This window comes from Salibacter halophilus (assembly GCF_008806325.1).
Classification (GTDB): Bacteria; Bacteroidota; Bacteroidia; order Flavobacteriales_G; family Salibacteraceae; genus Salibacter; species Salibacter halophilus.
This window is the reverse complement of the sequence record NZ_WACR01000008.1, coordinates 29200-52805: the sequence shown is the minus strand read 5'-3', so window position 1 is coordinate 52805 and position 23606 is coordinate 29200. Positions and strand designations below refer to the sequence as shown.

The window sequence follows — 23606 nt, the reverse complement described above, 5'->3', positions numbered from 1 at the left end:
AATGGGCGTAAAAATAAGAAATGATCACACACCAACACGAGAGTTTTCTGTGTTTCGCAATCATCTTGTAAATTAGCACCATGAGTGAAAAGAAAAGAAAGCTAGTTGTATTCTCTGGAGCAGGCATGAGCGCTGAAAGTGGCATTAGTACATTTCGCGATTCTGGTGGTTTATGGGAAAAACACAGCATTGAAGAAGTAGCAACTCCACAAGCTTTTGGTCAGAACCCCAAAAAAGTACTCGAATTCTACAATCATCGCAGGCGACAACTCTATGAGGTTGAGCCCAACGAAGCGCATTACAAAATAGCCGAGTTGGACACGAAGTTTGACACAACCGTGATCACTCAAAACGTTGACAATTTGCACGAACGTGCAGGATCTGAAAGAGTGCTACACTTACACGGAGAACTGGACAAAGGCCGTAGCAGTGTTGATGAAACGGTGATTGTGGATCTGAAAGGAAAGGATATAAAATTAGGCGACAAAGCACCTGATGGTTCTCAATTACGGCCTCATGTGGTTTGGTTTGGCGAAGCAGTTCCGGCAATGAGTGAAGCGATGGAGGAAGTACAAAAAGCAGAAATTTTGATTGTAGTGGGCACTTCACTTCAGGTTTATCCGGCAGCCGGATTGGTAGACGTTTGCAATCCAGACTGCGAAATATACTATATAGACCCACAGGGCGAGCCCTGGCCTAATCCAAAGCTAACGGTTATCAAAGAAAAAGCCAGCATCGGGATGAAGAAGCTGGCTCAAAAATTCAATTTATAGTTTTTGAAATCTTATTCGACTACAATTTTTTCATGAAGCACGCTTTCCCCAGATTCTGAATTGACCTGAAGAATGTAAACACCACTTTGAAGGTTAGATGTTTCAATTATAGTTTTAGTTCTATTGACAACACCATTTTTAACAGATCTACCCACAATACTGTAAAGATCATAATTCATACCTTCACTAATAGAAGCATCATCAAAAACAAGATTGAGCTGATCATTAGCTGGATTTGGGTAGATTGAAACATTTCGGGAATTTAGACTGAGACTTTTTGAGCTTGTTAAGTCTTCAGTTGTCCATGTTAAAGTATCATAAACGCCAAAATCGATGAAATTCACTTCGATTTTCCATACACTAAACGCGCCATCAAGATCTCCAATATCAACACCTAAATACCAGCTTCCGTTATACCCATCTGGAAGTGTAGCAGTATCTCCATCCTCTATTAATGGCTGAAAATTATTCGTGTAACATGTAGTGTAATCACAGAATTGAAGGTCCCAATTAGAATTTAAGTTATTTTCGATTGTTCTCCAGCTAACCAAAACACCCTGGCCTGAATTATTTACCACATTAATTTTAGCGGTATCCATTATATTTTTGAACAAGGAAACAGATGCTGAGTCTCTTGAAAAATCAAGATATTGAGCAGTTAATGCACTACTCGAAAAAATAAAAAACAGCAACAAAGCTTTAGAAATGTATTTTTTGATCATCATTATGTGTATTTAAAGTTGCTTTTATCTAACAAATGTACAATATTTGAAATTCTTAATTATTGATTATCAAATCAAAAAGTAACAATCATGAAAAAACTTACGCTATTATCATTAATATTGTTTCTTAGCTCAAGCATAGCTACAGCGCAATATTATGCTGTGCCATTTGATCAGGCCGGAGAGAATCCTGGTGGATTAAACACCGACAACGAATTCCCTGTTGGGGGAGGACTGCCTGGTGGCTGGAATACTATTTCAACTGGGCCTAGTACTACCTGGACGGGTCAACAATCAATTCCATTCAACTTTTCGTTTAATGGTTCTACTGTTTCAAATTACAATGTTCACCCTTCAGGAGTATTGACGTTTAGCACTTCAACTACAACTCCAGCTACTCCCAGTTCATTACCAGACGCGTCTATTCCAGATAGCTCTGTTTGTGCATGGGGTTTATCAATAGAAAACAATGACTATATTGTTTCTAAAACTTTTGGAAGTGCTCCTAATCGTCAACATTGGATAATGTTCAATTCAGCCCATTCTGCAGGCACTCAAGACGGATGGGTATATTTGAGCTTTGTTCTTGAAGAATCTTCAAACAAGATTTACGTTGTAGACCAAAGAGTGCAATGTATTCAGGGACAATCAACTTGTACGGGAAGGCCTTCTCTTAGCGTTGGTATTCAAATAGACAATTCAACAGCTATTCAGCCTGCTGGATATGACTCTTATGCCGGTAGTGCAGAAAACGGATCTGCTCCGGATGACAATGGATATGTTTCATTTATCCCCGGCACTCAGCCAGCTAATGATGTTGCTTTGAGTTCACTTACTATCGATGATTATCTTCCTTCAGCTAATGCTCCATTTTCTATTAATGGTGAAGTTAGAAACATGGGATCAGCAACTTTGAACAACTTCGATATAAATTATACTATTAATGGCGGTTCTGTAGAATCGAACACAATTAGCAACCTCACTATCAACACATTTAACAGTGACGCTTTTAACAACAATAACACATGGTCCCCATCCTCAACAGGTGCCTACACAATTAAAGCATGGGTTTCAAACCCAAATGGATCTACTGATGGTGACAATTCAAATGATACTCTCACTAAGACAGTTGAAGTAGTTGATACAGTAATTCAAAGAATGCCATTTTACGAAGTGTTCACTAGCTCTACCTGTGGTCCATGCCGTCCAGGAAATGAAAACTTCCATAATACTTTAGCAAACTACGAAGGAGAGTTTGTAGCTCTTAAGTATCAACAAAACTTCCCTGGAACAGGAGACCCTTATGCTACAGATGAGTCAGTAAACAGACGCAACTATTACAGCATTAACTCAATTCCAAGAATGGAAATCGATGGTGGTTGGGATGAAAACGCAAATGCATTTGATATATCGCTTCACAATGATGCCAGAGCAGTTCCATCCTTTGTATCTATCGATATAGAATACGATCTAGTTCCCGACTCTCAGAAAGTGTATTACGACATTGACGTTGAATCATTCACAAACCTGGGTAATAATAATCTTTACATCGCTATAGTTGAAGATACAACTACAGATAATGTAAAGACAAATGGTGAGACTGAGTTTTTCCAGGTAATGAAAAAAATGATTCCAGATGAAAATGGTCAGTCAATTTCATTGAGCCAGGGATCTCAGGAAAACATTTCTGGAAACTATGTATTTGAAGGTGATTACAGACTACCAGCTGATGGTCAATCAGGAAACAGGATCAATCATTTAACTGAGCACAGTGTAGAAGACTTTGAAAGCCTTTATGTTATTGCATGGGTTCAAAACTCAACAACGAACGAAGTTCATCAAGCTGCAATTGGAACTGAAATAAATGAAAATCCAGATAATCCAGACAATCCTGGTGACACGACTTCAATTTCATCAATTTATTCTGCAAACTCTATCAACCTTTACCCTAACCCTACAAATGGTAATGCTAAATTGAGCATTACAGCTTCAGAAAGCGATGAGTTCAATATTGCAGTATATGATGTTACAGGTAAACAAGTTATGAATATGCCACAAGTAGCAGTTCAACAAGGAAAAAACCTCGTTCAACTTCAAACTGCTAATTTGAATCATGGAATGTATTATGTAGCTATTACAACAAACGATGGTCAATCTATCACAAAGAAACTTGTTGTTAAGTAGGTAGGTAGTACAAAAACCATTGAAATTTGGTCTAAGGGTCGCTAAACGCGACCCTTTTTTTGCTATTAACAATAGCTCACTTCAACAAAAAAAGCCAATGATCAATCATAATCACTGGCTTTTGTATGTGTAATATATTCAGACTTTAATTAACGATAAGTTTTTCATTAAAAATAACGGAACCATTAGATTTAATATTCAAAAAATAAATTCCACTGTTTAGATCACTTGTAGGGATTTCAGATTGGCCAGTATTTAAGCGGCCAGACAATACTTGTTTACCAACAACATTCATCAAAGTGAAATCAAGCGATTCGTATTTTGAATTTAATAGTTTGACGTTTACAATATCTGATGCTGGATTAGGGTAAACAGAAATTTCACCTGTCCTTGAAACAGTATTTATGCTATTTGTAGGTTCAGCAGCAAATGTTAGTGTATCATAAAGTCTATCAGTAATATTTTCAACTACAATTTTCCATTCTGCATATGTTTGCGGTTCAGAACCAGGATCAACTATCAAATACCATGCAGCATTAGGCCCTCCTGAGCTCATTGTTGGGCAAGACATTCCACCCTGAGTAACCTGGTCAATAGGGGCAAAGTCATTAGTATAACACGTGTTACATTCACAAAATTGAATTGACCAGTTCTCATTCAAATCATTAGATACTAACTCCCATTCAAGATCAATATCGTAATTTGTATTATTGAAAATCTCAATTGTTGCCTTGTTATCTTCACCTGGCTCCATTTGAAGAGATACCTTCTTCGAAGAAAATGTCAACTGAGCAACTGAAATATTCACAAAAACTAAAGCAACTAAAAACAAAACCAAATTTTTCATGATCAAAGAATTTTATAGATTAAATCTCTCAAAAATCATTTTTTAAAACAATCCATTGTTTTAGTTAAAATAACTTTATCTTAGCACATTATTAATTATTTAAACCCAAACGTATGAAGAAATTATTACTTTTTGGTGCTTTTCTTGGAGCCTTTTCATTTGCTCAAAGTCAAACTACGCACTATTTTGAAGATTTTTCATCAGCTTCAAATAATACTATTCCAACGAATATGAATTCTGTCGATGCTGATGGTGACGGTAATAACTGGCTAACCACTGATTATGGTGACGGACAAGGCAATGTCGCTACTTCTGAATCATGGCAAAGTGGGACAGGCCCACTTACACCAGATAACTGGTTAATAACTCCAGCAATTGATTTGAGTAATGCTTCTGGCACAATCTCTCTTTCCTGGTTGGTTAAAGGGCAGGATCAAAACTGGGCTGATGAAAACTACACTGTTTATGTTGCTACAGGAAACTCAACCAATGACTTTACAGCATCTTCAACAACATTCAATGAGGTTGTAGGTACTTCCAACGATGAATATTTGGTTAGATCACTTGATGTTTCATCATTTGCTGGTCAAAATATTTATGTTGCATTTAGACACCATAATGTTACTGATCAGTATAGGCTTAACATTGATGACATCTCTGTAAAAACATTGGCTCCAGTAGAGGTTTCTTTGGAGTCTGTTGACATTAATGATAGAGGTGTAGATGGTGATGTTGTTGATATTTCCGGAACGATCAAAAATAATGGATCCTCTACAATCAACTCTGTTGACGTTACCTGGACAGACGGAACAAACTCATACACTGATAACATTACAGGATTGTCAATTGCTTCATATCAGGAGTATGATTTCACTCATTCAGATCAGTTAAGCATAACAGGAGGAGAAACATACAACATTGATGTATCAATTTCAGTTGCCAATGATGCAGACAATACTAATAATGAGATTACAGGTTCTGCTGTTTTTGGACTCATGTTTGAATCTGACAATACTGTAGTTATCGAAGAAGGAACTGGCACATGGTGTGGATGGTGTCCTAGAGGTGAAATAGCTATGAACTATATGTATGACAACTATGCTGATCAGGGCTTTATTGGAATTGCAGTTCACAATAATGACCCAATGGTAGTAACAGAATACGATAATGGATCGGCTTTCACTGGATTCCCTGGCATGCACATTAATCGCTCAATTCTTGGAGCAGGTGTGAGTCAAAATAACATGGAGTCTGCTTACAACCAATTTATGGATAGGTTAGCACTTGCTGAAATGGATATTGCTGATGCATATATCACTACGGACTCGAATATTAAAGTGATTTTAGTTTCTCAGTTTGCTGCGAATTTATCTGATGAATATCGATATGCAGTAGTTATCATGGAAGACGAAGTCACTGGAACGACTAGTGGCTATGCTCAGGTAAATTATTATGCAGGTGGAGCTAATGGAGCTATGGGCGGTTACGAAAATAAACCAGATCCTGTACCAGCAGCTGATATGACCTATAATCACGTTGGCCGTATGTTAATGGGTGGTTACAATGGAGAAGCAGGAAGCATTTCTTCACCTATTACTGCAAATGATTACAATGTTCATGAATTTGAAGAACCTATTGCAGTTAACATTGACGATCCTTCAAAGCTTACTGCTGTGGGAATGATCATCGAATCTTCAACTGGTAGAATAGTTAACGCTAATAAAAGAAAAGTAAGTACAAACGGTCCATCTTCAGTTGAAAATAAATTAGAGAAATCAAATTCATTTAACCTCTACCCTAATCCTACAAACGGTAACGCCAAGTTGAATATCGTTGCTTCTGAAAGTGATGAATTCAATGTTGCTGTTTACGATGTTACAGGTAAGCAAGTAATGAATATGCCACGTGTTTCTGTTCAACAGGGTAACAACCTTGTTCAACTTCAAACTGCTGATTTGAATAGTGGCATGTATTATGTATCAATAACTTCAAATGATGGGGCAAGAACTGTAAAACCATTAGTTATTGAATAAATTTTCTAAATTTACAGCCTTATTTATAATGAACTGCCCGATCTTTTTCGGGCAGTTTTTATTTAAATCTACCAGGTTATGAAAAAAGTACTTTCTCTCGCAGCATTTCTACTCTTTGTAACGTTTTCCTTTGCTCAAATTAAAGGACGTCAGGTGCCTTCTGTCAAAATCAAAAACCTCGACTTCGAAAACATCAACACAGCTGATGTGATTCAGAATGGGGGTGATCCAATTATCATATCCTTTTGGGCAACATGGTGTAGTCCTTGCAAAAGAGAGCTGAATACAATCAGAGACATGTATCCTGACTGGCAGGCTGAAACAGGCGTTAAACTTGTTGCAGTATCTATTGATGATGCCAGAAACATCAATAAAGTCCCTACTTATGTCTATGGACAAGGTTGGGAGTACGATGTACTACTCGACCCAAATGGAGATTTTAAACGAGCTATGAATGTCAACAACGTTCCTCACACATTTTTAATCGATGGTGATGGTAAAATTGTTTGGCACCATAACTCTTACCAACCTGGAGATGAAGAAGAACTCTTTAGGTTAGTCCAGGCTCTTTCTAACGGTAAAGAATTAGATCATTAAGTCTAACATCCCAAAAATACTCCGTTATGAAAGCCCCATTCAAATTGCTCGCGGTTGTTATTCTGTTTCCGGTTCTGGCCAACGCCCAGCTCAATAAGCAGGAAGACTTAGGCAGAATTACAGGTAACTTTGAAGGAATAGGACAGTACTATTCTTACGACCCCGATATTGGTACTCCAAGAGTTCCTGAAAAAATCCTTTTTAATGGGTTTAGTAATATCAATTACACACGAGGTGATTTTAGGGCAGGCGTTCGTTATGAAACATACCAAAACGTCCTTTTAGGCTTTAGTCCGCTCTATGAAGGTAGCGGCTTAACATATCGGTATGCCGGCTATACCGTTGGTGATCTCGATGTAACTATCGGTAACTTTTACGAGCAATTTGGTAATGGTCAAATCCTGAGAGCCTACGAAGAAAGATCTCTTGGTTTAGATAACGCATTTGATGGAGCCCGAATGAAGTACAACACAAATGGTGTTTATTTGACTGCTCTCATAGGGAAGCAACGCTGGTATTTCGATAAAGGGCCCGGAATTGTTAGAGCTGGTGATGCCGAAGTAAATTTGAATGAACTTTTAGGATCAGCCCTGAACGGACCAACTCGCATTACTCTTGGAGGTAGCGTTGTGAGTAAATACCAGGAAGATAACAACATTAATCTCACATTACCAGAAAACACATTAGCTTACGGTGGCCGATTCCTACTTCAACACAAAACGCTATCACTTAGCGGGGAATACACTTATAAGTTCAATGATCCCAATGCTGATAACGGATACATATACCAAAGCGGAGAAATGTTATCTGTTTCGGCATCTTACGCGAGAAAAGGATTGGGAATCAATTTGAGTGCACACACATTAGACAATATGTTTTTTCGGTCAGATCGCAACAACTCCTCTCAGTTTCAGGATTTGTTCATCAACTACATACCGGCTCTGACCAAACAACACACTTACAACCTTATGGCAACTCTCTACCCTTATGCCACACAGCCAAATGGTGAAATGGCATTCCAGGCAGATATCGTTGGTCGCCTCAAACGCGGAACCTGGTACGGAGGTAAACATGGTACGTCTATCAATGTGAACTACTCAATTGCCACAGCTGTGGAAAGAACCCCTGTTGAGGATGTAGATCCAGATTTGCAAGGACAAAGAACAGGGCACCGCTACAACCTCTTTAAACCGGGAACTGATGAAAATGGCGACCTTGATCAATATTACGGAGACTTTAATATTGAAGTATCACGTAAGTTGAACAAAAAGTGGAAAACGAAAGTGACCTATCAACATTTGGTTTACAATCAGGAAATAATTGAAGGAAAGCCTGGAGTACCAAATGTAATTGCTAATGTTGGAGTTATAGAAGGTCTCTATAAAATCAACACAAAAAATGCGATTAGAACAGAATTGCAAGGTCTCTTTACTGAGCAGGATAAAGGTGACTGGGCAACAGTTGTAATCGAGTATACTCGATCTCCACATTGGTTCGTTTCAGTTATGGATCAATACAACTACGGAAATAGCGATAAAGAGAAACGACTTCATTATCCTAACGTAAATGTAGGATATATTCAAGGACCAACACGCATTACATTGGGTTACGGAAGACAACGAGAAGGAATTTTTTGTGTAGGTGGTGTTTGCCGAACAGTACCCGCATCAAACGGAGCTACATTAAGTGTAACAACAACATTCTAAGTTATGATGAAGAAACTTTATTTACCCTTAATTTTGGTTCTGACTGTTGCACTTAACAGTTGCGACAAAGTAGATGACCCTTATCAGCATCTCGATGCTTTCATCTCTGAAACGGGTGACATCAGATTCAATGATACAGTTTACTCCGATACCACTATCCAAAACTCAAGACGTATTATTATTGAGGACTTCACTGGAATGAAATGTCCTAATTGCCCCAAAGCAACAGACATAGCTGACACTCTCAAATCTGAATACCCTAATTTAGTTATCGCTGTGGCAATTCACAATTCAGGAAACTTCAGTGAACCCGATGATGAATTCACACTAGACCTCAGAACTGAAACCGGTGAGTTTTTACGCAATAAGTTTCAAATGAGTTTTTTCCCTAGCGGATTAATCAATCGTGCTGATTACTTCAATGATGATGACCCAATAACCGGAATTCCGCAATGGGAAAACACAATCGACCAAATGGTTCAGGATCAATCATTCATTGAGCCAAGGTTTGAAATGAAAGTTCAAAGCATTTACAATACTGAGAGTAGAATCCTTCGTCTTATTCCCACTATAGAAGTTTTACAGTCAATTAGCGGAGAGGTTAGACTTCACGCATTTTTACTCGAAAACGGGATTATTGGCCCTCAAATCGATAATCGTAAAACGCCATCTAAAGTTCCTAACTACGAGCACAACCATATTTTAAGGCTCGGTTTTCCAGGAAATGGATCTGGTCGTACAATTTTCACTGACCCACAGGCTGGAGCTCAGTTCACAGTTGAAGCACCAGAAGACGAGCTTCGCACTAATGTACTAGAAGAATGGACCGCCAATAACATGGAGGTTGTTGTTTATCTAACTGAAGTCAACACAAACGAAATAATTCACGCTGAGCACTTTAAAATGACAAATGAGTGATTAGAGTTCTTTTCATAGCATTTTTTATTAGCTTGTCATTTATCGGTCAGAGCCAGAGCACCCGGTTTAACGCTGGCATTAGAGCCGGTGTAGCTGGCACCCAAATTGCGGGTGACGGATATAAGGGATTTAATAAGGCCGGAGTTATAGCTGGCCCCTATGTTTCAACTCAATTCTCTGATAAATTTGGCGGAAAGCTCGAAATGCTCTACATCCAAAAAGGAAGTTGGGATCCGGCAGATCCGGAAAACGGGAAATTTGAAAGCTACAGGATTAACCTCTCATATATCGAGCTGCCGTTGATGGCTACCTACAAACTAGGGAAATTTGATTGGGAAACAGGAGTTTCTTTTGGAACACTTTTGTCGAGTTCACAGGAAGATGAAAATGGGCCAATATCAGAACAGATGGCATTCTTAGAATTTAAAGACTTTGAATTGGCTGTCAATCTGGGCCTTACTTATTCACTATCTGATCGCTTTGCTGTTAACGTACGCTATTCACGCTCCTTTCTTCCAATAGCCAATGAAGTCATTTTCAGACCCAGATTTGGCGGTTTTTTTGGAGGGTCTTACAATACTGTAGCTCAGTTTACGATCAACTATGAATTCTTAAAATCTGATCGCGCTCCTGTAGATTCTGCAACGTATTGAATATTTCGCTTGAGTCCATCAAACCCGGTACGCTTAACAGGAGATCCGGCAAATATTTCATCAAACACATCTTTCGTAAGGTTTTGCCAATCCGCTGCTGTCATTTCGAGTAAATCACTTTTTGGATTGAAATCAGGTTCATCATGAGGAATACTCTTTCTGTTCCACGGACAAACGTCCTGACAAATATCACAGCCAAACATCCAATTTTCAAACTGATCGTTGAGTCCATCTGGCAAACTGCCTTTCAGCTCAATTGTGTAATAAGAAATACAGCGATTCGCTTCAATTTCGTAAGGTCTCTCAGGATTTAGCGCTCCAGTTGGACAAGCATCCAAACAGCGCGTACAAGTGCCGCAAAAGTCCTTAATTTCACCATCGTATTCGAGATCTAAATCGATGATCAACTCACCCAGGAAGAAAAAAGATCCAACTTTTGGTGAAATAAGGTTCGTGTTTTTTCCCTGCCATCCAAGTCCGCTCCTTTTGGCCCAGGCTTTGTCCATCACGGGAGCAGAGTCCACAAAAAAACGCCCTTCAACTTCTCCAATTTCTTCATTGATAAATTGAAACAGCTGTTTCAGTCTTTTTTTCAGAACCTTGTGATAATCTCGCCCGTAAGCGTATTTTGAGATTTTTGGTGAATCGGCCGGCTGCCGGTTCTGACCATTAAAATAATTCATTGCGACTGAAACCACGCTCTTTGAACCGGGAACCAACTTTGTTGGATCAATGCGCTTTTCAAAGTGGTTCTCCATCCACTGCATTTCACCATTTCGGTTTTTATTGAGCCAATCCTCAAGTCTGCGAGCTTCAGTTTCCAACTTTTGCGCGCGCGACACACCACAAAACATAAAACCCAGCTCATGGGCTTTACTCTTGATCATAGCTGTGGCCTGCTTCTTATCCATCAAAACAAGCTTCCCTGATCGTTTTGTTTGGTGCGACCTAGATGTTCAAATGCCAAAGCAGTTGCTTCGCGTCCGCGTGGTGTACGGGCTATGAATCCTTCCTGAATTAAAAACGGTTCGTAAACTTCTTCGATGGTTCCGGCATTTTCACCAACAGCCGTGGCTACGGTACTTATTCCAACAGGACCTCCCTTAAACTTATCGATAATAGTCGATAAAATACGATTATCCATTTCATCGAGCCCGTATTTATCTACGTTTAAAGATTCCAGGGAGTACTTAGTAATTTCCAAATCTATGTGACCATCCCCTTTAATTTGAGCGAAATCCCTAACCCTGCGCAGCAGTGCATTGGCAATCCTTGGAGTACCGCGCGAGCGCCTGGCAATTTCCATAGAAGCTTTATTGTCGATATCGATATTCAGAATTGAAGATGATCTCTTTACGATTGAAGCGAGCAAATCTGCATTGTAATAGCTGAGCCTTGAGTTAATCCCAAATCGAGCTCTCAATGGAGATGTGAGTAAGCCAGATCGTGTTGTGGCCCCAATCAAAGTGAATGGATTGACTTCAATTTGGACCGATCTTGCATTTGGGCCCGTATCTATCATGATGTCGATTTGGAAGTCTTCCATTGCAGAGTACAAAAACTCTTCAATAACCGGACTCAAACGATGTATTTCATCGATGAAAAGTACATCGTTCTCTTCAAGATTTGTCAATAACCCTGCTAAGTCTCCTGGTTTATCCAGTACCGGGCCTGATGTGATTTTTATCCCAACACCGAGCTCCTGCGCGATAATATTAGCGAGAGTCGTTTTCCCTAGTCCAGGAGGACCGTGAAGCAAAACGTGATCGAGCGATTCCTCTCTCTGCAGAGCGGCTTTCACAAATACCTGAAGGTTTTCTACTACTTTTCCCTGACCTGTAAAATCACTGAATGATTTAGGCCTCAACACCTTCTCTACTTCTTTATCCGTTTGGCTTAAATTATCGCCCTCAGCATTCAAATACTCGTTCATGATTAACAAAAGTACACATTAAACGTTTTACGTTTTTACCACATCAATCAAATTTGCAGACATGTTCTTAGTAGTCCCGTTTGTTTATTTGTTCCTGTGTGGAGTTGTTGCAATTTTCATCAATAACTCCAAATCGCTATCGGTATGGACAATTTTTTTGTTGAGCATACTGGTAACACCATTTGTAATGTTTGTAGCAGTGCCTTTTCTCCCTGCCAGGCCTAAAGCTTATTGCACGAAGAAATACAAGTGCTTTGAAGTGGGAAAATCATATCCGTATAAAATTAAATCAAACCGGGTTACAGTTTATTACGACAAACGATACATCTTCCCTGTAAAAGTGTTCAACGATTATTTTTCAATTGTAACATCATCCCAAATCTCATCAAAGTAAATTTTGAGGTTGAACACATAAATTGGTGAATTGACTTTTCTTTGAGTGTATTTATTTCCCGAAGCAATTAATCGATAGCCTACACCTGCTCCAAAACCAACATATTTAAATGGCTTAAACTCTCCCAACATGTAAGGCTCATAAATGAAGTTGATCTTTTTTGGTGTAACATGCTCAACTCCATACAAGTCCTGATAAGTGAAATTTGAAGACCCTATACCGGTCAGAACCAAAATACTGAGCTGAAATGGGCTTTCATTATAAAAATTGTATTCAGCGTACGGGGAAACGTATCGCATTCTAAAACGGGCTGATACAAGCTCTCTTTGTCCGGCACTATTGGTTATCATTCTGTTAGTTCTCACCTCAGAAAGTAACATATTGTAACCGATACCAACTTTGAACACATCATCATAATTTGCACCAATTTTTACACCCAGGATACGTGCATAGCGCGAACCAACAAACGAGTTTCGAGAGTCAATCTTGAAATCGAGCTTGGGATCTGACCGAATAGCATCACTTATACTGGAAAAGAAATCGGCTTGAGAATAGCTGGCTATTGATAGAAAAGAAAAAAATGCAAAAAAAATGCCCTTCGCAATAAAGGGCATTTTAAGGATTTTGTATGTCGATAGACTCTTAATGTTCGCCATCTTTTTCGCCTTCTTCAAGCGGTACTGTTTGTGGAACAAAGTCGTCTTCTTTTCCTGGTTTACTGTAATCATAAGCCCAACGGTGAACTTCAGGAAGTTTACCTGGCCAGTTTCCGTGAATGTGCTCAACTGGTGTAGTCCACTCAAGTGTGTTCGACTTCCATGGGTTCTGACTAGCCTTAGGACCACGAACCATTGAATAGAAGAAGTTGAAGAAGAACAACAACTGAGCAAAGCCACCGATAATTGCAAATACGGTAACAAGGATGTTAAGATCGATGAATACATCAAACATAGGGAACTCAGAGTTTGTGTAATAACGTCTTGGCACACCTGCTAGCCCGAAAAAGTGCATCGGAAAGAACACTCCGTAACCAGAGATAAATGTCAACCAGAAGTGCGCATAACCAAGCTTCATGTTCATCATTCTTCCGTACATCTTAGGGAACCAGTGATAAACACCTGCAAACATTGCAAGTACTGCTGATAATCCCATTACAATGTGGAAGTGAGCTACTACAAAGTATGTATCGTGTAAGTTGATATCAAGTGCTGAATCGGCAAGGATAATACCTGTCAATCCACCCGAGATAAATGTTGATACCATACCGATTGAAAACATCATAGCCGGAGTAAAGCGAATATTACCTTTCCACAATGTAGTGATGTAGTTAAACGCTTTTACAGCTGATGGAATCGCAATAAGAAGTGTTGTAAATGTAAATACCGCACCGATGAATGGATCCATTCCTGTAACAAACATGTGGTGTCCCCACACTATGAAAGAAAGGAAACCGATCGCGAGAATAGAACCTACCATCGCTCTGTAACCGAAGATCGGCTTACGTGCATTTGTTGAAATAACTTCAGATGTCAATCCAAGAGCTGGAAGTAGAATGATATACACTTCAGGGTGACCTAAGAACCAGAATAAGTGCTGGTATAAAATTGGCGAACCTCCTGTTTGTGTAAGTGCTTCACCTGCAATGTAGATATCTGAAAGATAAAATGCTGTTCCAAATGAGCGGTCAAAAAGTAGTAAAAGTGCTGCTGAGAAAAGAACCGGGAACGATAACAATCCGAGGATTGCTGTTACGAGAATAGCCCAAATTGTAAGTGGAAGTCTCGTCATTTTCATTCCTTTTGTTCTGAGGTTGATTACAGTAACAATGTAGTTAAGACCTCCGATCAGCTGACTGGCAATGAAGAACACCATTGAAACTAACCAAAGTGTCATTCCAAGACCTGATCCTGGCATTGCCTGAGGTAGCGCACTCAGTGGTGGATAAACTGTCCAACCGGCACTCGCTGGTCCAGACTCAACGAACAATGAAATAACCATAATTACTGAAGAAATAAAGAACCCCCAATAAGAAAGCATGTTCATGAATCCTGATGCCATGTCTCTAGCACCAATTTGAAGTGGAATAAGCAAGTTAGCAAATGTCCCACTCAATCCTGCAGTCAAGAGGAAGAACACCATGATAGTTCCGTGAATAGTTCCCAGAGCTAAATACATGTTTGGGTCAAGGACACCATCAGGGGCCCACTTATCTCCGAGGAAAAAATTGAGGACACTGAAACTCTCTCCAGGCCAGGCTAATTGTAGCCTAAACAAAAGAGACATTGCCATTCCGATAGTTGCCATTACCATTCCTGTAATAAGGAATTGTTTGGCAATCATTTTATGATCGTGGCTAAAGATATATTTAGACACGAATGATTCTTTGTGATGTTCTGCAGCGTGCGCTTGAGTACTCATGACAATAGATCTTTAAATTCTAATTTTTTTCTGCTAATACTTCTTCTTCACTTACTTCCTTTTCTTCTTCCCTACTTTGAGCAGTCTCAACACTAGTAAAAGTAGATTGTTCAGAAAGCCATTTTTCGTAATCTTCCTGTGACTCAACTACAATGGTCATTTGCATGTTGTAGTGAGCCGCTCCACAAATTTTATTGCAATACAGTAAATAATTGAATTCATCATTTCCTGTTTTTTCACGCATTTCCTCCGTTGTGATAGTTGGAGTAAAGTGAAAACGTGTTTTAGCTCCTGGAACACAGTTCATCTGTGCTCTGAAATGTGGCATGTAAGCACTGTGTATTACATCCTGAGAACGGAACTGAAAGTTAACAGGCTGATCAACCGGAATATGAAATTCCATATTTACAATTTTATCATCATCAGCATTTACGAAAGGATCAACTTCATTTTGTCTTTCGTAAGTTTTGATCTTAGCCAATTGTCTTTTCTTCTTATCGAGATTTTCCTGTAGCTCTTCTTCTTTAGCACCACCTTCAGGAGCATTAGCTAAATTAGCTTCGATATTTATAACTTCATCTTCGAGGCTAGACTTTCTTTCCTGAATAGTTTCGGGAGTGATCAAACCTAATTGGTTAGAACCACCGATAAAGTTGTAATTCGCTTCTCCTAATTTATTGTCTTCTCCAGCGTAGCGAGCAACCCATGCAAATTGCTTTGAGTAAAGTTCAATATTGATTGAATCCTCGGGTGCATCATCAGTAATATCATTCCATGCTGATAAGCCATAAATTACAATTACAGCTAAAACAATTGCTGGAAATGTTGTCCATATCAGCTCTAATTTAGTACTGTGTGTAATGAAGTCTGCCTTATGATTAGGCTTCCAGTAGTACTTGCTCGCAAAGTAGAACAATAAAACATGGGTAAGAACAAATGCGATGATAAGGATCACCCAGTTAAAATTGAGAACATTGTCAATAACTGCTCCGTGTTCTGAAGCGGCTACAGGCAATAGATCATCGCCATACTCCCAGGCTAACCAAATGAAAAAACCAAAGTAAGCGATACCGAACAGTAGCCAGAGCTTGGCTCTGAGTTTATTCTCCTGGAAATCGATATCATCCTGGTTGTTACCTCTTAATTTTCCAGTAATTTCAAATACTCTTACAAGTTGTATAAGAGCAATTAAACCGAGAACTGATAATAGTATGATCAAAAAATTCATTTCTCTCTAGCTTTCTATTAATTGATATGGTGATGTAAACTCTCTTCTAACAATGCATGCTTCTTCACAACGAGCGGTGCCTTAGTCAATTGATTGAATACAACAAACAAGAACAACCCTAAGTAACCCAGCATCATTCCTATTTCAACAAGACCAATAACACCTTGATCTTTCATAACACCTGGCGTAAATAAGAAGTAAGAATCCATCCAATGACCAAATAAAATAATTACCCCTACAAACGTAAGTACACCCGCATTTCGTTTCATGTCTTTTGACATTAATAAGATCATTGGGAAAATAAAGTTTATAAGTACCATTCCCCAGAATGTAAGACCATAATCTTCAAGTCTAACGAGGAAATAAGTAACCTCTTCAGGGATATCAGAATACCATATTAACATGAACTGGCTAAACCACAAATACGTCCAAAGGAATGAGATAGCAAATACCCATTTACCCATATCGTGAATGTGGCTATCATTAACCTCTTTGAGGTAACCATTTTTCTTGAGGAAAATCGTGATCAATAAAACCATCACAATACCGGATACCCAAATACCAGAGAATATATACCATCCAAATAGTGTTGAGAACCAGTGAGTATCAACTGACATAATCCAATCCCATGATCCAATATGGATTGTATAACCAAAGAATACGAGGAATATAGCCGCAAGAGTCAGGTTCTTCTTAAACCACTTAGAAGTCTTTCCTTCCTGATCTTCAACAAGCGAGCGCTTTCTAAAAAGGAATGTAAACAAGTTCCAAACTCCTAACAACAGAATAGCTCTAATCCACCAAAAAGGTAAATTCAAATAAGGCTCTTTACCTGCAATAATAGCATCGTAATGTGATGATGATGGATCGTATAAACTCTTATCCATCCAGTGATAGATATGATTCCAATGGAAAGTAGCACCAAGGAAAACAATAAGCAGTAATAGAGTACCATAAGGCATAAACATTGAAACACCTTCAAAAACACGCTTCAAAACAACGCCCCATGCAGCTTGTGCTGCATTATTAACTCCGATGAAAAATACTGCTGCTAAAGCAATACCAAAAAAGAACCAGCCACTAATCATAGCACTAGTCCAGGTTCTGGCACCCTGACCACTGAAAATACCGTAAAGAGTAGCAATTACTCCAACAGCGATTAATCCAATGAAAAGCTTTTTAGACTTATCTGTAAATGTGAATTGATCCATCACTGACTTTTTTACTTATAAGACGCTCTTAAGCATCTTGATTCTCTGTATTATTATCTTCTTTATTTTCTTCTTCCATTTCTTTCTGGTCAGAACCAGCTTCAGCTTGCATAGCTTTCAAATCTTTACCCTGTAAAGTTTGAACATAGTAAACAAGCTTCCAGCGATCTTCCTGGTTGATTTGACCAGCGTGTGGCCCCATCAAACCTTTACCGTAAGTAATGGAATGGAAAATCTTTCCTGCAGGTAAATCCTTAAGTCTGGCACCATCGTATGCTGGTGGAGGTCCAGGCCACTTAGGATTAGATGCAACAGCACCGTCTCCTTTACCTTTTTTGCCGTGACAATGAACACAAAACTTACCGTATATTTCTTTCCCTTCACTTACTAGTTCTTCACTGTAAGGAAGTGGATTCTTCAATTCTTTCCCGGCCATTTCATACCCTTCAGTAGTGTTCTCATACTGATATGGCATAAATCCTCTGGGAATAGACCCTTCAGCAGGCATTCTCGCACCAGAGTGATCAGCAAAGAGTTTTTCTTCTTCGTACGCTTCAATCGATGGAGAGCGATACATGTCAGGCATATACTCTACCCCGGGACTTTGAGGATCTGAACATCCAGCAAAAGCCGCAACTACTGAACAAATGAGTAGAACTCGCTTCATAGTTTAAACAAATTTCGTTATGCGTTCTTTTTCAAAAATTTCAACAACCTCAGTCTCCTTGAGAGCATTTTTCAAATCCTCAACAGACATTCCATTTCCTTCAGGAGAAATCTCCACAGCAAAGTGATCATCAGTCGTTCTCGGATGAGGATTACGTGCAGGCATTCCAGGGAAAGTCATATTTCTAAAGAAATAAGTAATTGCCATTCCGTGAGCTGCACACAATACAGTAAATTCAAACATAATCGGAACGAAAGCCGGAAGGTTCTCATAGAAATTGAAGCTCGGCTTACCTCCAATATTCATCGGCCAGTCAATAATCATGAAATAATTGATGGCGAGCATAGCGAGCGTAAGTCCGGTAAGTCCGAACAAGAACGCAGCAATCGCAAGTCTCGTCCATTTTATTCCAAGAACATCTTCAAGACCGTGAACAGGAAATGGCGAATAAGCATCATTTACCTTAATCCCTTTAGATTGCACATGTTTTATGCCATCTACCAGGAGTTCATCATCGTTGTATAAACCGTATAAGTATTTTTCTTTTGTCATGGTCAGATCCAAATTAAGCTGCTAACTCTTCGTTTTCTTTTTCCGGCTTGTTACCATCTCGGTAAGATTCACCAGAACCTTTCAAAATACTCTTCAATTCGTTCAATGCCAGTACAGGGAAGAACCTTGTAAAGAGCAAGAATAAAGTAAAGAACAAACCTATTGTACCAATGAATACCCCAATATCAACCCAAGTTGGGTGGAACCAGGACCAGTTTGATGGAATGTAGTCACGGTGTAGTGATGTTACAATGATCACAAAACGCTCAAACCACATACCGATATTTACAAAAATCGATAGTATAAACGAAACTGTAAGGCTCCTTCTCAATTTCCTAAACCAGAAGAATTGAGGTGTAATCACATTACAAGTCATCATCATCCAATAAGACCATGCATAAGGACCAGTAGCACGATTGAGGAATGCGTAAGATTCATATTCAACACCAGAATACCATGAGATGAACAACTCTGATAAGTAAGCTGTACCAACCATCGATCCTGTAACAACAATTACTACGTTCATCAACTCAATGTGCTGAATTGTAATGTAACGCTCAAAATTCAATACTTTTCTGGCGATCAACAGGAGTGTTTGCACCATGGCAAAACCTGAGAAGATCGCACCTGCAACGAAGTATGGAGGGAAAATTGTCGTGTGCCATCCCGGGATAACAGACGTAGCAAAGTCCATCGATACAATAGAGTGTACTGAGAATACAAGTGGAGTTGCAAGACCGGCTAAAACCAGTGAAACTTCCTCAAAACGTATCCACGCTTTTGCGTTACCAGTCCAACCAAAACTCAGGATTGAATAGATCTTCTTAGCAATTGGTCCCGTAGCTCTATCGCGAATAGTTGCGAAGTCAGGAATAAGTCCAATATACCAGAATACAAGTGATACAGAGAAGTAAGTAGAGATGGCAAAAACATCCCACAAAAGTGGAGAGTTAAAGTTCACCCATAGCGAACCAAATTGGTTTGGAATAGGAAGAACCCAGTATGACATCCAAATACGTCCCATGTGAATACCAGGGAAAAGAGCAGCCATCATTACGGCAAAAATTGTCATCGCCTCAGCTGCACGGTTAATCGCCATTCTCCATTTCTGGCGGAATAACAATAACACTGCTGAGATAAGTGTACCTGCGTGACCAATACCAACCCACCAAACGAAGTTGGTAATATCCCAGGCCCAACCAACGGTGGTGTTCAAGCCCCATACTCCAATACCGCGGCCGATAGTATAGGTAATACTACCGAGGCCCCATAAACCAAGGAGTAAAGACATGGTGAAAATAAACCACCACAACTTATTTGCTCGCCCTTCTACAGGAGCGCATACTTCTTCCGTAATCTTGTGGTAAGTTACATCCTTACCTAAAATTAACGGCTCCCGTACTTCTGCTTCTTTAACCATCTATATCACTATTTAATGATGTATGTACTTATTCAAAATTATGCTTCGTGTCCGCTGTGTTCTTCTTCACCGTGACCATGCGATTCTTCACCTTCATGGCCGTGTGATGATCCACCGTGACTTTTAACCGCTTCACTAACTCTTTCTTCGTCTACGTTACGAACTTTCGTCATGTAGAACACATTAGGCTTAGTACCTATTTCCTGAAGGAGATTGTAAGAGCGATCTGAATTCGATATCTCGTTTACCTGTGAATTATCATCGTTAAGGTCACCAAACTGAATTGCGTTTGTTGGACATGCCGTAGCACAAGCAGTCGTAACCTCTCCATCCTTAACAGGGCGACCTTCTTTCTTAGCGTTGAGTTTGCCTTCCTGAATGCGTTGAACACAGAAAGAACATTTCTCCATAACACCTCTGGATCTGACCGTAACATCAGGGTTGAGTACCATTTTACCGAGATCATCCTGAGATGGATTAACACCTGTAAACTTGTAATCAGCTTTGTAGTTGAACCAGTTGAATCTACGAACTTTGTAAGGGCAGTTATTCGCGCAGTAACGCGTACCGATACAACGGTTGTAAGTCATCTGGTTAAGACCTTCATTACTGTGTGTTGTCGCAGCAACCGGACAAACAGTTTCACAAGGAGCGTGATTACAGTGCTGGCACATTACCGGCTGGTAAACTGCTTCAGGGTAATCAGATGGAACTTCCATCTTGTGATACATGTCGATTTTACCAATGCCTTCTTCTTTAGCCTTTGGTTTCGTCATGTTTGAACTGAAGTAGCGGTCAATTCTCAACCAGGACATTGTTCTTGTTCTGCGAACTTCATCCTTACCAACTACTGGCACATTATTTTCAGAGTGACAACCGATCACACAAGCACCGCAACCGATACATGCATTTAAGTCAATCGTCATTCCCCAGTGGTGACCAATTTTAAGATCGTGGTCGTTCCACATATCGAGCTTTTGCACAGGCGTCTTTTTGCCATATGCGTTTGCTATCTCAATATCAGGGTTCCAAACACTCTTTCCGTGTTTGTTGAAAGTTTTCAAAGAAGTTTCATTCACGATTTTTCTACCCATCATGGTATCGTGAATTTGAGTTGATCCGATTGGATACTCAGTTCCGGTTGGCTCAATTGACGCTCCGGAAGCTACATATTGCATTGTTCCGTTAACTACTTCCACAAATGGGAATACATTAGCACCAATCGTTTTTTGATCTCCTGCCTTTTGATCACCCTGAAGGATAACTTTACCGGCTTTCGTTCTTCCGTATCCAAGCGCTATAGAAACAGCCCCTCTACGTTGTCCGGGAAGAGCAATTACTGGTAACTCAACAGCTTTACCGTTTACCGTGATTTTAGCTGTTTTAGCAGGATACTTTTCAGCAATCTTAATCGGGTAAACTTCATTACCGTTTTCATCCTTCATGTCTTCAGGATTCATAGCAATGTAGTTATCCCAGGTAACTTTACTAACCGGGTGTGGAAGCTCTTGCAACCATGGGTTGTTCGCGTGATTACCAACTCCCATTGATGTTTCCATGTAAAGCTCTACATCCCAATTTGAAGATTTAGCTGCATTTGAAACAACTGATGCGCTTTTGGCTACATCAGCACCAAATGTCATTGAAGCTTTTCCACTTTCTTCACTGTCAGAACCAGCAGACTTAGCTACTTCGATCAAGCCATCGTGTACAGCTGAGTTCCAGAACGAATCGAAGTAAGAGTATTTTGATTGCTTAGGTAGCAAATCTTTTTCCCAATTCTTGCGAATGAAATCGTAATAAGTGTCTTTTTCTCCAGCCCAAACCAACATACTGTCTTCCATTTGGCGGGTATTGAATAATGGGCGAATTGTTGGCTGAGAAATACTGTACAATCCAGTTTTAGGATTGAAATCGTTCCATGATTCAAGGTAGTGATGAGGAGTAGCATTAACAGTACAGTTTGAAGCTGTTTCTTCAAGTCTGTCTGCAAATGAAACTGTCAAACCAACCTTGGATAATGCTTTATCAAAGCCGAGTGATGAAGGTGCAGAATAAACAGGGTTCACTCCGTTAACGAAGAGTAAATCAACTGACCCGCTCTTCATTTCATTAACAAGCTCAACAAAAGCTTTATCATCACTTTGTTTGAGGTAAACTTCAGTTTTAGGATCAATCGTTTTACCGTAAGAACCTAACAAGTCGTTGATCGCGTTGATCACAACCTGTGTATCTTTATCGTTAGATCCTGATACAACTAAAGCACTACCTTTATTAGACCACAATTCATTTGCGGCCGTTTTAATTTTGTCTGATACATTATTATCGTCATCAATCTTCTTCATTGAAACTGTAGCTGCTCCGGCTTTTTTTGCAAGCTCGTTGTAAAGAGCCAAAACAGACAAGCCTAGTTGAGAAGATTTTACAGCTCCTCTTACATCAGCATTTGTACCAGTTACTGAGAAGTTAGATTCAAATTGAAAATGACGACTCATCCAATCTTTAGATGGATTACGTCTGTCAGAATATTGTTTAGCGAATTCAATTGGTGACAGCCAGTTAGTGAGGAAATCAGCACCAAAGCTTACGATCACTTTTGCTTTATCAAAGTGATATTGAGGAATCATTGCTTTCCCAAAGCTTTCTTCATTGGCGTAACGCATTCCGGCATAAGAATACGCATCGTAAGTTACTGATTTGAAATCGGCATTTTCACCGAGGCTATCTTTCAATTTACCAATGGCTTTCTTTCCAGATGGCGAAATGTAAGATGATGTGAGGAAACGCACAGTGCCTCCGTTGGCTCTGACCGTATCCAATTTCGAAGCTATCGTAGAATCAACCTTTTCCCAGTTAGCGCTCTCACCTTTAACTGTTGGCCCCTGAAGTCTGCCAGAGTCGTAAAGTGAAAGTACAGATGAGTTCACTCTAGCGTGGAGACCACCTTTACTGATTGGTGAGAGTTTATTTCCTTCAATATGAATTGGGCGACCTTCACGTGTTTTTACTAAAACATTGGCGAAATCGACACCGTCAAAAAATGTTGAAGCGTAATAATTAGCCACCCCGGGAACAATCTCCTCAGGTTTCACCACATAAGGAATCGACTTTGTAACGGGTGCTTCACAAGCAGCAACTGTAGCAGCTGCAACGCTGAAGCCAACAAATTTCAAAAAGTCTCTTCTCGATGTAGAGGATTGGCTCGCCTCCTCTTTAGCTAAGAATTCATCTACCGGTAAATCTTCAGCGAATTCGCGCTGTGCATTTTCAACAAACTCAGGATCGTTGTTGTATTGCTCGAGACTGTTCCAGTATGTTCTTGAATTGCTCATATTGCGTAAAACTAAAAG

Annotated in this window: 20 protein-coding genes; 8 read left to right on the top strand and 12 right to left on the bottom strand. The window is 39.6% G+C overall.

All coding sequences use genetic code 11. The features are described 5' to 3' along the window. Positions 1–80 precede the first annotated feature (80 nt). On the top strand, positions 81–773 hold the full coding sequence (locus F3059_RS09985; RefSeq protein ID WP_151168792.1) for an SIR2 family NAD-dependent protein deacylase: 693 nt from the start codon (positions 81–83) through the stop codon (positions 771–773). 11 nt (positions 774–784) lie between these two features. Here F3059_RS09985 and F3059_RS09980 read toward each other — a convergent pair whose 3' ends face one another. Next, positions 785–1372 carry a T9SS type A sorting domain-containing protein gene (locus F3059_RS09980; RefSeq protein ID WP_170265148.1) on the bottom strand — a complete coding sequence of 196 codons (588 nt, stop codon included), beginning with the start codon at positions 1370–1372 and terminating at the stop codon, positions 785–787. A gap of 213 nt (positions 1373–1585) precedes the next feature. Between F3059_RS09980 and F3059_RS09975 the strand changes: the two genes are divergently transcribed. Then, on the top strand, positions 1586–3679 hold the full coding sequence (locus tag F3059_RS09975; protein ID WP_151168788.1) for a T9SS type A sorting domain-containing protein: 2094 nt from the start codon (positions 1586–1588) through the stop codon (positions 3677–3679). Between the two features lie 145 nt (positions 3680–3824). Here F3059_RS09975 and F3059_RS09970 read toward each other — a convergent pair whose 3' ends face one another. Further along, positions 3825–4526, bottom strand: a complete 702-nt coding sequence (locus F3059_RS09970) for a T9SS type A sorting domain-containing protein (RefSeq protein WP_151168786.1) — start codon at positions 4524–4526, stop codon at positions 3825–3827. A gap of 113 nt (positions 4527–4639) precedes the next feature. Between F3059_RS09970 and F3059_RS09965 the strand changes: the two genes are divergently transcribed. The 5 genes from F3059_RS09965 (at position 4640) to F3059_RS09945 (ending at position 10433) form a co-directional block, all read left to right on the top strand. After that, the gene (locus F3059_RS09965; RefSeq protein ID WP_151168784.1) at positions 4640–6559 is read left to right on the top strand and encodes a T9SS-dependent choice-of-anchor J family protein; all 1920 of its coding nucleotides are present in this window, start codon (positions 4640–4642) and stop codon (positions 6557–6559) included. 78 nt (positions 6560–6637) lie between these two features. After that, a complete protein-coding gene (locus F3059_RS09960; RefSeq protein WP_151168782.1) occupies positions 6638–7156 on the top strand; it encodes a TlpA family protein disulfide reductase in 519 nt (172 codons plus the stop codon). A 26-nt stretch (positions 7157–7182) separates the two neighbouring features. Beyond that, the gene (locus F3059_RS09955; RefSeq protein WP_151168780.1) at positions 7183–8862 is read left to right on the top strand and encodes a DUF6029 family protein; all 1680 of its coding nucleotides are present in this window, start codon (positions 7183–7185) and stop codon (positions 8860–8862) included. Between the two features lie 3 nt (positions 8863–8865). Continuing rightward, a complete protein-coding gene (locus tag F3059_RS09950; protein WP_151168778.1) occupies positions 8866–9780 on the top strand; it encodes an Omp28-related outer membrane protein in 915 nt (304 codons plus the stop codon). After that, positions 9777–10433, top strand: coding sequence for a porin family protein (locus F3059_RS09945; protein WP_151168775.1), 657 nt, complete (start codon positions 9777–9779; stop codon positions 10431–10433). The genes F3059_RS09950 and F3059_RS09945 overlap by 4 nt, the downstream gene beginning before the upstream one ends. On the opposite strand, the gene queG is transcribed toward F3059_RS09945, so the two are convergent. Beyond that, on the bottom strand, positions 10382–11347 hold the full coding sequence (gene queG / locus F3059_RS09940) for a tRNA epoxyqueuosine(34) reductase QueG (protein WP_223274595.1): 966 nt from the start codon (positions 11345–11347) through the stop codon (positions 10382–10384). The genes F3059_RS09945 and queG overlap by 52 nt on opposite strands. After that, positions 11344–12366, bottom strand: a complete 1023-nt coding sequence (ruvB, locus tag F3059_RS09935; RefSeq protein WP_151168771.1) for a Holliday junction branch migration DNA helicase RuvB — start codon at positions 12364–12366, stop codon at positions 11344–11346. The genes queG and ruvB overlap by 4 nt, the downstream gene beginning before the upstream one ends. A 61-nt stretch (positions 12367–12427) precedes the next feature. Between ruvB and F3059_RS09930 the strand changes: the two genes are divergently transcribed. Then, positions 12428–12760 (top strand): hypothetical protein, encoded by a 333-nt coding sequence (locus F3059_RS09930; protein ID WP_151168769.1) that lies wholly within the window; start codon positions 12428–12430, stop codon positions 12758–12760. Here F3059_RS09930 and F3059_RS09925 read toward each other — a convergent pair. Genes F3059_RS09925 through F3059_RS09890 form a run of 8 tightly spaced genes read right to left on the bottom strand, consistent with a single transcriptional unit; the run spans position 12718 to position 23588 of the window. Continuing rightward, a complete protein-coding gene (locus F3059_RS09925; protein ID WP_170265147.1) occupies positions 12718–13416 on the bottom strand; it encodes a hypothetical protein in 699 nt (232 codons plus the stop codon). The two genes, F3059_RS09930 and F3059_RS09925, sit on opposite strands and share 43 nt — an antisense overlap. Continuing rightward, complete coding sequence (locus F3059_RS09920; protein WP_151168765.1) at positions 13403–15178, bottom strand: cytochrome c oxidase subunit I; 1776 nt, start codon at positions 15176–15178, stop codon at positions 13403–13405. The genes F3059_RS09925 and F3059_RS09920 overlap by 14 nt, the downstream gene beginning before the upstream one ends. A gap of 19 nt (positions 15179–15197) precedes the next feature. Next, positions 15198–16406, bottom strand: coding sequence for a cytochrome c oxidase subunit II (locus F3059_RS09915; RefSeq protein WP_151168763.1), 1209 nt, complete (start codon positions 16404–16406; stop codon positions 15198–15200). Between the two features lie 17 nt (positions 16407–16423). Continuing rightward, complete coding sequence (locus tag F3059_RS09910; RefSeq protein ID WP_223274594.1) at positions 16424–17617, bottom strand: quinol:cytochrome C oxidoreductase; 1194 nt, start codon at positions 17615–17617, stop codon at positions 16424–16426. A gap of 28 nt (positions 17618–17645) precedes the next feature. Next, on the bottom strand, positions 17646–18284 hold the full coding sequence (locus F3059_RS09905) for a c-type cytochrome (protein ID WP_151168761.1): 639 nt from the start codon (positions 18282–18284) through the stop codon (positions 17646–17648). A gap of 3 nt (positions 18285–18287) precedes the next feature. Beyond that, entirely contained in the window at positions 18288–18836 is a 549-nt protein-coding gene (locus F3059_RS09900) for a DUF3341 domain-containing protein (RefSeq protein WP_151168759.1), read from the bottom strand. Between the two features lie 13 nt (positions 18837–18849). Beyond that, positions 18850–20256 (bottom strand): NrfD/PsrC family molybdoenzyme membrane anchor subunit, encoded by a 1407-nt coding sequence (gene nrfD / locus F3059_RS09895; RefSeq protein ID WP_151168757.1) that lies wholly within the window; start codon positions 20254–20256, stop codon positions 18850–18852. Between the two features lie 38 nt (positions 20257–20294). Next, positions 20295–23588, bottom strand: a complete 3294-nt coding sequence (locus F3059_RS09890; protein WP_151168755.1) for a TAT-variant-translocated molybdopterin oxidoreductase — start codon at positions 23586–23588, stop codon at positions 20295–20297. Positions 23589–23606: the final 18 nt, after the last annotated feature.